Genomic DNA, 13556 nt, shown 5'->3' with positions numbered 1-13556 from the left:
GCGCAGCACCGTGGGCGCCGGGGACTCGTCCCTGGCCGGCTACCTCGTCGCAGAGCGTGCCGGGCACGGAAGCGCGGACCGCCTGCGGTACGCGGTCGCGTACGGCAGCGCCGCCGTCGAATTGCCCGGCACCGAACTTCCCGGACCCGAATCCGTCGATCCGAACGCCGTGCGCATCACCGGCCTTCAAGACCGCCCGGAGCCACCCACCCGCGCTCTCCCCTCACACCCGTAAGGACACGTCATGACACACAGCGCATCCGATCCCGGCGACCGCCCGGCGATCATCGACGCTGATCTCATTTCCCTCGACGTCGATCTGGGGTCCGACAAGGCGTCGGTCATCTCGGCACTCGCCGGACGCCTCGGTGCTGCCGGTCGCGCATCCGACGCCGAAGCACTCGCTGCATCGGTCCTCGACCGGGAAGCCAAGTCGGCCACCGGTCTTCCCGGCGGGCTGGCCATTCCCCACGCCCGGGCCGACTCCGTCACCACGCCTTCCCTGGCCTTCGCCCGATTGTCGCCGAAAGTCGATTTCGGGGCTCCCGACGGGCCCGCCGACCTGGTGTTCCTCATCGCCGCCCCCGAGGGCGCCGGTGCCGATCACATGAAGGTGCTCACCGCGCTCGCGCGGGCGCTGGTGCGGCCGGACTTCGTTGCCTCGCTGCGCGCCGCGAAGTCCGCCGACGAGGTCATCACTCTGGTCCAGAGCGTCCTTCCGCCCCAGACACCGGGAACAGGAAGTGAACCGCAGCCGGCCGCAGCCGCCGCGGCCCCGCCGGGCGCCACCACGGAGAGCCCCACGGGCGCTGTGGCCGGCACCCACGCGCGGGAGGACGCCGAGGCGTCGACCTCTCCCGATTCCCGGACGATCGTCGCGGTGACCGCGTGCCCCACGGGTATTGCCCACACCTACATGGCCGCAGACGCATTGACCGCTGCCGCCGAACGCGCCGGAGTGACCCTGCGCGTCGAGACGCAAGGCTCGAGCGGCAGCACACCGCTTCCCGCCTCCGCGATCGCCGACGCGGACGCGGTGATCTTCGCGACGGACGTCGGAGTCAAGGGACGCGAACGCTTCGGGGGTAAGCCCGTGATCGCCTCCGGAGTCAAACGCGCGATCAACGAACCCGACGTCATGATCGCCGAGGCGCTGCGCGCCGCGTCCGATCCATCGGCCCGCACCGTGGAAACCGACACGTCCGCCGCGACACCGGAAGGCGGCGACACGGGATCCGATCTGGGCTGGGGCACCCGCCTGCGGCAGATCCTGCTCACCGGCGTGAGCTACATGATCCCGTTCGTCGCCGCCGGCGGCCTGCTCATCGCACTCGGCTTCCTTCTCGCCGGACACGAGATCGGCGACTTCGCCGCCGACATCGTCCTCGACAACAGCCTCACCAATCTCCCCGACGGTGGCCTGACAACCTATCTCGGCGCGGTGCTGTACCAGATCGGGTCGTTGGCATTCTCCTTCCTGGTGCCGGCTCTCGCCGGATACATCGCGTTCGCGATTGCCGACAGACCAGGCCTGGCACCGGGTTTCACGGCCGGCGCCGTCGCCGTCTTCGTCGGAGCCGGGTTCATCGGCGGCCTGATCGGCGGCCTGATCGGCGGCTTCGCCGCGCTGTGGGTGGCCCGCATCCCGCTGCCTGCCTGGGCTCGGGGCCTGATGCCCGTCGTGATCATTCCGCTGCTCGCGAGCCTCATCGTCGGCGGCCTGATGTTCCTCGTGCTCGGACGCCCGCTCGCGGCGATCACCTCGGGATTGACCAACTGGCTCAACGGCCTCTCCGGAGGCTCGGCAGTACTGCTCGGCGTCATCCTCGGCCTGATGATGTGCTTCGACCTCGGAGGGCCGGTCAACAAGGCCGCCTACGCGTTCGCCGTCGCGGGACTGGACGTGAACAACCTCGCGTCGCTGCAGATCATGGCCGCGGTCATGGCTGCCGGTATGGTCCCGCCGCTCGCGATGGCGCTGTCGTCGCAGATCCGGCCGCGTCTCTACAGCGAGGCCGAACGCGAGAACGGTAAGGCCGCATGGCTGCTCGGGGCATCCTTCATCTCGGAAGGCGCGATCCCGTTCGCAGCGGCGGACCCCTTCCGCGTGATCCCGTCCATGATGCTCGGCGGGGCTCTCACCGGCGGCCTCGTCATGGCCACGGGCGTCACGTTGTCCGCCCCGCACGGAGGACTGTTCGTCCTCTTCGCGATGGATCACGTGGTGTGGTTCCTCGTGGCACTGGTGGCGGGCACGATCGTGGCAGGAATCGCCGTCACGATCGCCAAGGAAGTCACCCACACCACCGACGCCATCGCCGACAAGTCCGATTCTCAGCCCACCGCAGTCCGTTCCTGAACCCGTCCCGTTCGCGATCGAAGGAGATCCCATGCCCAGCACCACCGTCGCCGTCGGCTCGTCCATCGGCCTGCACGCCCGTCCCGCCGGAATCATCTCCGAGGCCGTGGTCGCCTCGGGTGTTCCCGTGACGCTCTCCGTGGCCGGAGGCGAGCCGGTGGATGCCGGTTCGGCTCTGATGATCATGACGCTCGGCGCCTCTCAGGGCACCGAGGTGACTGTCACGTGCGACGACGACGCCGTTCTCGATCAGGTGGCGAAACTGGTGGCTACCGACCTCGACGCCTGATCGTCACCACCGCTGCGAGCGCGAGCACGACCACCGCCGCAGCCACGGCGCCCACCACGGGCAACACTGCGGTCGACAACTCTTCGTCGCCGGCGTCCTCGGGGCTGTCGGCGACGAAGAGGTCTGTGACCCCGCGCACGATCCGGACAGGGGGTTGTTCCCCGGTGGCGGAGTCCACCTCCGACGCCGTCAGCAGATCACCGTCCGCGGTGAACGCTATCGCCTCGCCCTGTGGTTCTCCGGGCACGGCGATCCGCAGGTCCGGGCCGGACAACAGCGCCGCGACGATGTCGTGGTCCGGTGCGTGGAAGAGATACACGTCCGTGTAGGTCCGTACCGCCGCGACCGTTCCGTCCTCGCTGACGGCTCCCCCGGTGATCATCGACGAGGACGCTCCCGGGATCGGTCCGCCCGGGGTCTCGGTGGGGCCGAGGGCGAGAGTGCCGACCCGATCGAGATCCGTGGGCCCGGGCGACTCGAGTTCGGTCACGGTGCGGGCGCCGGCCGGCCGGTAGACCCCGCGCGGCCCGAAACGCGACTTGGTGACGACGACAGGCTCGCCGTCGGCCGACACGAGAAGAGTCTCCGCGTCCTGGGGACCGTCCGGGTAGCGGAGGCGATACAGGTCGCCTGCGCCGGACTCGGGATGGAGCGAGACGAGCGCCACGGTCTGCCGGTTACGGGAGTTGTCGCCGAGGTCCGCGAGCCACAACCTGCCGTCGGTCCCGGCTGCCATGTCCTCGACGTCGTACGGATCGACCGGAGCCGAAAACCGTTGCACCACAGCACAGTCGGAATCGAGTTCGACGATTCTCTCGTCGGGGCCCGCGTCGGGTGTCGCGAACAGCCGTCCGCCGAGCACCGCCAGACCCGACAGTTCGGCGAGTGCGGGGTCTCTCGGGGTGCAGAGCACCTCGGGTACCACCCCGGCCGACGGGACCTGTCCGTCGTCTGCACCCGCCGGCGCCGCGAGCACGACGGCAAGCAGGAGCGGGACCCCCGCAGCCGAGCTGCGCACACCGCGCATCAGGCGGCGTATTCGCCCAATGCCGAGGCGAGCGCCATCGGAACCCTGGCATGCACACGCGTGCCGTCGGATTCGTGTGCCGAGTCCAGGATCTGCCCGTCGGAGTGGATACGGGCGAGCAGGTCTCCGCGGGTGTAGGGAACGAGCACCTTCACCTCCACGTCGGGGTCCTCGAGGACGCCGGCGAGCCGCGTGCGCAATTCGTCCATGCCCTCGCCTGTGCGAGCGGAGACGAACACCGCATCGGTGAGCAGGCTGCGGAGCTGGGTCAACGTCACCGGATCGGCGGCATCGACCTTGTTGACCACGATCAGTTCCGGCGGCGGCGGTGTGTCGCTCTCGCGCAACACCTCCGTGACGACCTCGCGCACCGCCTTGATCTGCTCGGTGGGCATCGGATCGGAACCGTCCACGACGTGCAGCAGCAGATCGGCGTCGGCGACCTCCTCGAGCGTCGACCGGAATGCCTCGACCAGCTGGGTCGGGAGGTGCCGGACGAACCCGACCGTGTCGGTCAGGACGAACTCGCGGCCGTCGGGCAGGGCTGCCCGGCGGGTCGTCGGATCGAGTGTCGCGAAGAGAGCGTTCTGCACCAGCACACCCGAGCCGGTCAGCGCGTTGAGCAGGCTGGACTTGCCGGCGTTGGTGTAACCGATGATCGCCACCGACGGAATCCGGTTGCGCAGCCGCCTGGTCCGCTTGGTGTCGCGCGCTGCCTTCATACCCTTGATCTCGCGGCGCAGCTTCGCCATCCGTTCGCGGATACGCCGACGGTCCGTTTCGATCTTGGTCTCGCCCGGACCGCGCAGACCGACGCCGCCGTTGCTGCCGGCACGACCGCCCGCCTGGCGCGACATCGACTCACCCCAGCCACGCAGGCGGGGCAGCATGTACTCCATCTGTGCGAGGGAGACCTGTGCCTTGCCTTCGCGCGACGTCGCGTGCTGCGCGAAGATGTCGAGGATCAACGCCGTCCGGTCGATGACCTTGACCTTGACCACCTTCTCCAGCGCTGTCAGCTGCGCAGGGGTGAGCTCACCGTCGCAGATGACGGTGTCGGCGCCGGTGGCAAGGACGATCTGACGGAGTTCCTCCGCCTTGCCGGAGCCGATGTAGGTCGCGGCGTCGGGTTTGTCGCGACGCTGAATCAGTCCGTCGAGGACCTCCGAGCCGGCAGTCTCCGCGAGCGCGGCGAGTTCGGCGAGGCTCGCGTCGGCCTGCGCGGACGTACCGCCGGTCCAGACACCCACGAGCACGACCCGCTCCAGCCTCAGCTGGCGGTACTCGACCTCGGTGACATCTTCGAGTTCGGTGGACAGCCCGGAGACGCGCCGAAGGGCGGCGCGATCGTCGAGTTGCATCTCGCCGACGGACGGATCGTCGACGGTCCAGTCTCCGTGTGCGGTGTTCGCATCGTCGGGACTGTCTTCTGTGGTGGCACGGTGGGTGTGCGATGTGTTTGTCATACGTCTCCATGTTCCCATGAAGCCCGAATCGATGCATTCGAGTTTCTGCCGCCTCCACCGGGGAGAGGCCAGGTCACCGGAGGGACGACCACCAGTCGTCTGCAAGCTCACCCTTCGCGACGAGGACCGAGGGACCCCGCAGCCACGCACGGCCCTGCTCGATACGCACTTCTACGGAGCCGCCGGGCACACGCACCTGGACCACGCCTTCCTCGCTGCCGTCGTAGTTCAGCGCGGCAGCCGCGGCGGCCACGGTTCCGGTTCCGCAGGAGCGGGTCTCCCCCACACCGCGCTCGTGCACTCGCATGTGCACCGCCCCGGAGAGGATCGGCGTCAGAAACTCGATGTTGACCCCCTGCGGGAAGAACCCCGGGTCGAACCCGGGCGCAGTCAGATCGAGCGCTGCGAGACTCGACTCGGTCAGAGCGGGGTCGACGCACGCCAGGTGCGGGTTTCCGACGTCGATGCCGATTCCACTGTAGAAGCGGCCGTCGAGCGTTGCGGTGGACGTGCCGAGTTGCCGGACGAGTCCCATGTCCACGGTGACCTCGCCGAAGACGGGTCCGGTCGCATGCACCTGAACCGGCTTTCCGCCCGCGCGGCTGCCGACCACGAAGTCCCGCCCGGTCTCGAGACCGTGGGCCGTGAGGTAGTGCGCGAAGACCCGGACCCCGTTGCCGCACATCTCGGCGATCGACCCGTCCGCATTCCTGTAGTCCATGAACCAGTCGTCGGCGCCGGTGCCTTCGGGGAGTTCGGGTAGCACCCCGGCGGACACGAGGGCTCCGGTGCGCGCGACACGGAGAACACCGTCGGCGCCCAGCCCGCGGCGGCGGTCGCACAGCGCCGCGATCCGTTCGGGCGCGAGATCCAACCGCGCGTCGGGATCGGGGAGGATCACGAAGTCGTTCTCGGTGCCGTGCCCTTTGCTGAACTCCATGCCGGTCACCTTATCGAGGACAGGCCGTCAGCGACGGTCCGGCGTCATCCGAGAGCTCGGCGTCACACCGTTCTCGGCGTCACACCGGTCTCGGCGTCCCGCACGGCACGCAGCGCGGACTCGGTGAGCTTCGGATCGCCGCCGTCGAGCCAGTGGATGCGCGGATCACGCCGGAACCACGAACGCTGGCGTCGGACGTAACGGCGGGTCCCGATGAACGTACGTTCGCGAGCATGGGCGAGGTCGTACCCGCCGTCGAGATACTCGAGAACCTGGGCGTACCCGATGGCGCGGCGGGCCGTGACGCCGTCGCGCAATCCGTTCTCGGCCAGCGTCCGGACCTCGTCCACGAGCCCGCGGTCGAACATGGTGTCGGTGCGGCGGGCTATGCGGTCGTCCAGTTCCCCGGTCTCGCGGTCGACGCCGAGGATCACGGTGTCCCAGCGGGGATCACCGATCGTCGGCTGGGATGCGGCGAACGGCATGCCGGTGAGTTCGACGACCTCGAGTGCACGCACCATCCGTCTGCCGTCGGTGGGAAGGATCGTCTCAGCCGCGACGGGGTCGGCGTGGCGTAGCGCCTCGTGCACGGCTGCGGGCCCGCCCTCGTCGAGCACTGCCTCCCACTTGGCGCGGACCTGCGGGTCCGTCGCGGGGAACTGCCACTCGTCGAGCAACGCCTGGACGTACATCATCGAGCCGCCCACGATCACGGGGACGCGTCCCCGGGCGAGTACGGCTTCGATATCCGCTGTCGCGGCAACCTGATAACGGGCGACCGTCGCCGTTTCGGAGACATCGAGAACGTCGAGTTGATGATGCGGAATCCCTCGCCGTTCCTCGACGGGAAGTTTGGCGGTTCCGATGTCCATGCCGCGGTACTGCTGCATCGCGTCGATGTTGACGATTTCGCCGCCCAGCGTGTCCGCGAGGTCCAGGCCGAGGTCGGACTTGCCGGTCGCGGTGGGACCGACGACAGCGATCGGTCGTAGTACCGTCCCGCCGGTCACGGGCGCCACAGCCCCGTGTAGTAGCCCACGCCGTACGGCGCCTCGGCATAGGTGACCGCCGCAGAGGCGGGCGCCCGAGTGAACGCCGCGGCGAACACCTGCCATGCCGCGCGGCCGGCCAGCCGGATCTCGGCGCACAGGGCCGGGTCGAACGCCGCCAGACCGTCGGGGTCGCCCGAGGCCAACGCCGTCGCAAGCTCCGAGTCGACGTTCCCGGATCGGGGGTCGAACGCTCCCGGCGCCTTGTCCGTCAGGGTCGCGGGACCGTCCGCGACCACCAGCAGCGCCCGTGGGACGGAGTCGGCGTCGAGCCGTTCGCGCACCAGGCGGCCGAGCTTCGCGCACGTCGCGGGGTCGGCGTCTTCGGCCAGGATGTGCACGTCGACGAGGGTTTCCGGAGCCACGCGGTCTCGAAGCCATCCGGCGACGAGAGCAGCGAGCGGGAGATCGGGATCGGGCTCGCCACGCGCACCCGGTCCCAGCGCGACAGGAACATCCGCCCCGTACCCGCGGAAGGTGCCGCGTGCTGTCGGGGGGACCTCGACAGCAACATCTCCTGTGCCGACGACGAGCCACTCGGGGACCGCAGCGAGTTCGCGGGCGACGTCCAGCACCGCACGGCGCAGGGCATCGGTTTCGGCCACGGCGAGACCGTTGAGCTCCGGTACGAGCAGCGGTGGGGAGGGCACGAAGGCCCCGGCGATCAACACACCGGCAACGGTAGTCGACCGGACCCGGCGCCCTGCACCGCCACGACCTGTTTCAATAGGGGGCGGATGTGTGGTCACGGACTCCCGCGACCCGACCTGCGGTAGAACGATGCGACCAGGCAGCCGTGCCGCGCGGCAGAGATGAGGTACTGATGAGTGACCCGAATGCACAGGAACCCGCAGTGGAGCGGACGCCCGGCGATGCACCCCGGCCCGGACCGCCCAAGCCGGGTGCCCCGCGTCCCGGCCCGGTGAAGGCTGCCGCGACCGCCGGCGTCCAGAGCACCGGCTCGCACCCCAAGCCGCACCCCGTCACCTCCCAGAGCCATCCACACATGCCCTCGGTGCCGGCCGGCGATCCCAGCAAGTTCGGCCGGGTCGACGAAGACGGCACCGCGTGGGTCGTCACCGCCGAGGGGGAACGCTGCATCGGTTCGTGGCAAGCCGGTGACGCGGCAGAAGGCCTCGCCCACTTCGGGCGCCGATACGACGATCTCGCCACCGAGGTAGCAATCCTCGAGACGCGGCTCGCCTCCGGCACCGGTGACATCAAGAAGACACGCGCCGCGGCGGAAGCCCTGGCCGAATCCCTCCCGACGGCCGCGGTGATCGGAGACCTCGACGCGCTCTCCGCGCGGCTCGCCGACATCATCACCGCGTCGGAGCAGGCTGCCGTCGCCGCCAAGCACGAGAAGGAACAACAGCGCGCCGAGAGCACCGCACGGAAAGAAGCGCTCGCCGCGGAAGCCGAGACGATCGGTGCCGAGTCGACGCAGTGGAAAGCGGCGGGCGATCGGCTCCGCGAGATCCTCGACGAGTGGAAGTCCATCCGCGGGGTCGACCGGAAGATCGACGACGTCTTGTGGCGCCGGTACTCGAAGGCCCGCGAAGCGTTCAACCGTCGTCGCGGTGCACACTTCGCCGAACTGGACCGTGAGCGGGCAACCGCCAAGAGCCGCAAGGAAGAGCTGGTCGCGCGGGCCGAGTCGCTGCGGGACTCGACCGACTGGGGCGCCACTGCAGCCACCTTCCGCGACCTGCTCGCCGAGTGGAAGGCCGCCGGCCGGGCGCCGCGCGAAGCGGACGATCAGCTGTGGAAGCGTTTCAAGGCCGCGCAGGACGTGTTCTTCGCGGCGCGCAACAGCGCGAACGCCGAGCGCGAGGCCGAGTTCGAGGAGAACGCGCGCGCGAAGGAAGCCTTGCTCGAGAAGGCCGCGACGATCGACCCGTCCACGGACGTGGAGGCCGCGCGGGCGCAACTGCGGGAACTGCAGGACAAGTGGGAGGCGATCGGCAAGGTGCCGCGCGAGCGCACCCACGACCTCGAAGGCCGCCTGCGCGCCATCGAGAAGCGCGTCCGAGACGCCTCCGAGTCGGAGTGGCGCCGCACCGACCCCGAAGCTCTCGCCCGTGCCGCGCAGTTCCGTGAGCGGGTGCGTCAGTTCGAGGACCAAGCCGCCAAGGCGACCGCGAACGGCCGCGAGAAGGAAGCGGAGCAGGCCTTGGCGCAGGCTTCGCAGTGGCGTGAATGGGCCGAAGCCGCAGAAGGCGCCGTCGGCGAACTGTGACGGACAAACGACGGTGCCCCACCCGGGATCGGGAGGGGCACCGGCGGGGGTTGCGGCCGGGGGTCTCTACCTGTGGCGGGACACCCCCCGGGGGGGGGTTTCGGCGACGACGCGACGCAGGTCGCTCTCTGCTTCGAGTTGTGCGGACGTCCGCGCCCACACCACGCGTGCCCAGTGGAAGACGATCACCATCATCGCGAACCAGCCCAGGACGACTCCGAAGCCCGGGCCGCTCGCCACCGACTCGACGGGCAGCGTCTGACGTGTCCAGATCGAGAGCATCCCGAACACGAGTGTGACCGACGAACCTGCCAGCGTCACCCAGGCCAGCACCCATTTGCGGGTGAGCAGCGCCAGGATCGAGCCGAGTCCGCCGAAGATCAGGGCGAACCACACGAACAGCCGGGACGGGAGGGCGATCTCCTGCGTCACGGCGTCGGGGGCGAAAGCCAGCACCTCCCAGCCGTTCGCCGAACCCGCGTGCGGCAGAGCGAACGAGCCGAGCAGCACGAGCACTGCGATCGCCACGACCATCGCACGCGCACCGGGATCGATCTCTTTGGCGGCGTTCCGTTCGGCGGCCTCGAGGCCGGCACGGATCTCCTCGGTCATGCGTTACATCCCATCTGGGTCGGGAGGTCGGCAGGAGCACCGATCGTGGGCAGGCCCAGACCCACGCCGATCGGCGGAGTCTTGGGGAGTTTGCCCTGCTCGAAATGGTCTCCGGCACGGGTACGGCGGTGGGTGAGTATCGGGTTGTCGGCGATGAGGTGGTGCGGCGCCGCCCCGGTGACGACGACTGTGATCACGTCGCCGGGACGGACAGCGGTGTCGATGTTGCCTTCGGGACGGAAGTGCACGAGGCGCCCGTCGCGTGCGCGCCCGCTCATGCGCGCGGTCTCGGCGTTCTTGCGCCCTTCCCCGGCGGCGACGAGCAGTTCCACCTCGGTACCCACGAGTTCGCGGTTCGCCTCGAGGGTAATGCGCTCCTGGAGTGCGATGAGCCGCTCGTAGCGTTCCTGGACGACTGCCTTGGGAACCTGGCCGTCCATCTCGGCTGCCGGGGTGCCGGGGCGCTTCGAGTACTGGAAGGTGAACGCACTGGTGAAACGTGCCTGTTCGACGACGTCGAGGGTGTCCTGGAAGTCTTCTTCGGTCTCGCCGGGGAAGCCCACGATGATGTCGGTGGTGATCGCCGCGTGCGGCATCGCGGCGCGCACCCTGTCGATGATGCCGAGGAACCGGTCCTTGCGGTAGGACCGGCGCATCGCCCGCAGGATCCGGTCGCTGCCGGACTGCAGCGGCATGTGGAGCTGCGGGCAGACGTTCGGTGTGTGCGCCATCGCCTCGATGACGTCGTCGGTGAACTCCGCCGGATGCGGTGAGGTGAACCGCACACGCTCGAGACCCTCGATGTCACCGCACGCACGCAGAAGCGAGACGAAGGCGCCGCGGTCGCGGGGCTGTTCGGGATCGGCGAAGGACCGGCCGTACGAGTTGACGTTCTGCCCGAGCAGCGTCACTTCGAGGACACCTTCGTCGACGAGGGCTTTGACCTCGGCGAGGATGTCGCCCGGACGCCGGTCGACTTCCTTGCCCCGCAGCGACGGCACGATGCAGAACGTGCAGGTGTTGTTGCATCCGACCGAGATGGACACCCACCCCGCGTACGGCGACTCCCGCTTGGCGGGAAGCGTGGAGGGGAAGGCCTCGAGGGAATCGAGAATCTCGACCTCGGCGCGACGATTGTGGCGCGCCCGCTCGAGCAGCGCCGGAAGGTTCCCGATGTTGTGGGTGCCGAAGACCACGTCGACCCACGGGGCCTTCTGGACGACGAGACTGCGGTCCTTCTGTGCGAGACAGCCTCCGACCGCGATCTGCATGTCGGGGTTCTCGTCCTTGACCGGCCGCAGATGACTGAGGTTGCCGTAGAGCTTGTTGTCGGCGTTCTCCCGGACTGCGCACGTATTGAAAACAACGAGGTCAGGGGACGTTCCCGGGGAAGCACGATGAAAACCGGCGTCCTCGAGCAATCCGGACAGTCGCTCGGAATCGTGCACGTTCATCTGGCAGCCGTATGTGCGGACTTCGTAGGTCCGGGCAGCGGCGCGGGAGACATTCTCGTCGATCAGTGACACGTCTCAGGGTAGCTCACGCGGACGAGGGGTCTTCCCGCCGGTGACGCCGGGCGACCGACGAACCGGTCTGTTCCGGTGGCGGCCGTAAATTTTCCGTGACAGCATTCACTCCACGGCCCGAAATGCGAGGAATCGGCGCGCGGACCGCATAAGGTCTCCCCATGACATCACCGGCAGCCGGGACGGAGAAGCCGTCCGACAACTCGGACAGCACCACCTCGATGATCTCCCTCTCCCGAGTCGACAAGCACTTCGGCGACCTTCACGTGCTGCAGGACATCAACGTCGAAATCCCTCGTGGGCAGGTCGTGATCGTGGTCGGTCCCTCGGGATCGGGAAAATCCACACTGTGCCGCACCATCAACCGGCTCGAACCGATCGACTCGGGAGAGATTCGGGTCGACGGCACGCTGCTTCCCGCCGAGGGCAAGGCTCTCGCGAAGCTCCGTTCCGACGTCGGCATGGTGTTCCAGTCCTTCAACCTCTTCGCCCACAAGACGATCCTCGAGAACGTGACGCTCGGGCCCGTGAAGGTGCGGAAGATGAAGAAGGACGACGCACGCGAGACCGGCATGCGGCTCCTCGAACGCGTGGGCATCGCCAACCAGGCCGACAAGTACCCCGCGCAGCTTTCGGGTGGCCAGCAGCAGCGCGTCGCCATCGCGCGGGCGCTCGCCATGAACCCGAAGGTGATGCTGTTCGACGAGCCCACGTCGGCGCTCGATCCCGAAATGGTTCAGGAAGTCCTCGACGTCATGACCTCGCTGGCGAAGGAGGGCATGACGATGGTCGTCGTGACCCACGAGATGGGCTTCGCCCGCAAGGCCGGCGACCGGGTGCTGTTCATGGCGGACGGCCGGATCGTCGAAGACACCGACCCGGACAGCTTCTTCACCTCGCCCAGTTCCGATCGCGCCAAGGACTTCCTCGGCAAGATCCTCAGCCACTGAGCCGACCTCGTGGGCGTACTGCCCCGTGAGGTCCCTGCAAGCGCCGGTGCGGAGATGTCCGCGCCGTTTCCACCCGCACGACACCCGCAAACCGGAGGTACTCGATGAAACTGTCCCGCTCGATCCGCCTGGGCATCGGCATGATTGCCCTTGCCGTCACCGCGACGGCCTGCGGCGGCGACGAGACGCGCAGCGTGTCGGATTCTGCCGAGAACGGCAACCTGACCGTCGGCATCAAGTTCGATCAGCCCGGGCTCGGCCTGCGCAACCCCGACGGAACCTTCACCGGGTTCGACGTCGAGGTTGCGAAGTACATCGCCGGCCAGCTCGGCGTCTCGGAAGAGAACATCGAGTTCAAGGAAGCCCCGTCGGCACAGCGCGAGACGCTCATCCAGAACGGTGAGGTCGACTACGTCGTCGCGACCTACTCGATCACCGATTCCCGCAAGGAGAAGGTCGACTTCGCCGGCCCGTACTTCGTCGCCGGCCAGTCGCTGCTGGTGCGCTCGGACAACACCGACATCACCGGCCCCGATTCGCTCAACGGTGGCAAGCGTCTCTGCTCGGTCGCAGGTTCGACCCCGGCGCAGAAGGTCAAGGACACCTACGCGCAGGACGTCCAGTTGCAGGAATTCGACACCTACTCGGCATGCGTCGAGGCGCTGCGGAACGGGGCCGTCGATGCGGTGACCACCGACGACATCATCCTCGCCGGCTACGCAGCACAGAGCCCCGGCGAGTTCAAGGTCGTCGGTGAGCCGTTCACCGAGGAGCGTTACGGCATCGGCGTCGCCCTCGGCGACGACGAGTCGCGCACCGCGATCAACGACGCGATCGAAGAGATGATCTCCAGCGGAGCATGGGAATCTGCGTTCCAGGAGACGGTCGGCGCGTCGGGCTACCCGCTCCCCGAAGCACCGTCGGTCGACAAGTACTGAGTAGAACCCGGCACCGGTCGATCCGGTTCCGGAAGTCCCCGCCGAAGTAGCGCCCGGGCGGGGCGGGGCCCCCCGCGGGCCCCCCCCCGCCCCCCCCCCCCCCCCGCGGCCGAATCCGGAAGCCGTGGATCCGCGCCCAGTCGGCCAGCCGCACGATGTCC

General features: G+C 68.6%; 13 protein-coding genes. 6 read left to right on the top strand and 7 right to left on the bottom strand.

Annotated features, from left to right (window positions below; all coding sequences use genetic code 11):
- The 3 genes from TVH25_RS17595 to TVH25_RS17585 all read left to right on the top strand — a co-directional run.
- The coding region (locus tag TVH25_RS17595) for a PfkB family carbohydrate kinase (protein WP_422424990.1) at nucleotides 1–235 on the top strand (235 nt) is incomplete at its 5' end.
- A 9-nt stretch (nucleotides 236–244) separates the two neighbouring features.
- On the top strand, nucleotides 245–2359 hold the full coding sequence (locus tag TVH25_RS17590; protein ID WP_422424989.1) for a PTS fructose transporter subunit IIABC: 2115 nt from the start codon (nucleotides 245–247) through the stop codon (nucleotides 2357–2359).
- A 31-nt stretch (nucleotides 2360–2390) separates the two neighbouring features.
- The gene (locus TVH25_RS17585; RefSeq protein ID WP_169620645.1) at nucleotides 2391–2648 is read left to right on the top strand and encodes an HPr family phosphocarrier protein; all 258 of its coding nucleotides are present in this window, start codon (nucleotides 2391–2393) and stop codon (nucleotides 2646–2648) included.
- On the opposite strand, the gene TVH25_RS17580 is transcribed toward TVH25_RS17585, so the two are convergent.
- The 5 genes from TVH25_RS17580 to TVH25_RS17560 form a co-directional block, all read right to left on the bottom strand.
- Nucleotides 2629–3675, bottom strand: coding sequence for a hypothetical protein (locus tag TVH25_RS17580; RefSeq protein WP_422424988.1), 1047 nt, complete (start codon nucleotides 3673–3675; stop codon nucleotides 2629–2631). The two genes, TVH25_RS17585 and TVH25_RS17580, sit on opposite strands and share 20 nt — an antisense overlap.
- Nucleotides 3675–5141 (bottom strand): GTPase HflX, encoded by a 1467-nt coding sequence (hflX, locus tag TVH25_RS17575; RefSeq protein ID WP_169652389.1) that lies wholly within the window; start codon nucleotides 5139–5141, stop codon nucleotides 3675–3677. Before hflX ends, TVH25_RS17580 begins: the two co-directional genes overlap by 1 nt.
- A gap of 73 nt (nucleotides 5142–5214) precedes the next feature.
- Entirely contained in the window at nucleotides 5215–6081 is an 867-nt protein-coding gene (gene dapF, locus TVH25_RS17570; RefSeq protein WP_169652390.1) for a diaminopimelate epimerase, read from the bottom strand.
- 62 nt (nucleotides 6082–6143) lie between these two features.
- Nucleotides 6144–7100, bottom strand: a complete 957-nt coding sequence (miaA, locus tag TVH25_RS17565; RefSeq protein ID WP_296551215.1) for a tRNA (adenosine(37)-N6)-dimethylallyltransferase MiaA — start codon at nucleotides 7098–7100, stop codon at nucleotides 6144–6146.
- Nucleotides 7088–7801 (bottom strand): class III extradiol dioxygenase subunit B-like domain-containing protein, encoded by a 714-nt coding sequence (locus TVH25_RS17560; protein WP_296551217.1) that lies wholly within the window; start codon nucleotides 7799–7801, stop codon nucleotides 7088–7090. The genes miaA and TVH25_RS17560 overlap by 13 nt, the downstream gene beginning before the upstream one ends.
- A gap of 152 nt (nucleotides 7802–7953) precedes the next feature.
- Between TVH25_RS17560 and TVH25_RS17555 the strand changes: the two genes are divergently transcribed.
- Complete coding sequence (locus TVH25_RS17555; protein ID WP_422424986.1) at nucleotides 7954–9369, top strand: DUF349 domain-containing protein; 1416 nt, start codon at nucleotides 7954–7956, stop codon at nucleotides 9367–9369.
- Between the two features lie 66 nt (nucleotides 9370–9435).
- Here TVH25_RS17555 and TVH25_RS17550 read toward each other — a convergent pair whose 3' ends face one another.
- Nucleotides 9436–9981: a hypothetical protein gene (locus TVH25_RS17550; protein WP_422424984.1), complete on the bottom strand. Its 546-nt coding sequence runs from the start codon at nucleotides 9979–9981 to the stop codon at nucleotides 9436–9438.
- Complete coding sequence (gene miaB / locus TVH25_RS17545; protein ID WP_422424982.1) at nucleotides 9978–11507, bottom strand: tRNA (N6-isopentenyl adenosine(37)-C2)-methylthiotransferase MiaB; 1530 nt, start codon at nucleotides 11505–11507, stop codon at nucleotides 9978–9980. The genes TVH25_RS17550 and miaB overlap by 4 nt, the downstream gene beginning before the upstream one ends.
- Nucleotides 11508–11728: 221 nt before the next feature.
- Here miaB and gluA point away from each other — a divergent pair, with 221 nt between their 5' ends.
- Nucleotides 11729–12457 (top strand): glutamate ABC transporter ATP-binding protein GluA, encoded by a 729-nt coding sequence (gluA, locus tag TVH25_RS17540; protein ID WP_169620728.1) that lies wholly within the window; start codon nucleotides 11729–11731, stop codon nucleotides 12455–12457.
- 104 nt (nucleotides 12458–12561) lie between these two features.
- Entirely contained in the window at nucleotides 12562–13395 is an 834-nt protein-coding gene (locus TVH25_RS17535) for a glutamate ABC transporter substrate-binding protein (protein ID WP_169620636.1), read from the top strand.
- Nucleotides 13396–13556: the final 161 nt, after the last annotated feature.

This window comes from Rhodococcus sp. 7Tela_A2, assembly GCF_049311045.1.
Lineage (GTDB): Bacteria > Actinomycetota > Actinomycetes > Mycobacteriales > Mycobacteriaceae > Rhodococcus.
The sequence above is the reverse complement of the archived record's forward strand: the minus strand, read 5'-3'. Positions and strand labels throughout refer to the sequence as shown.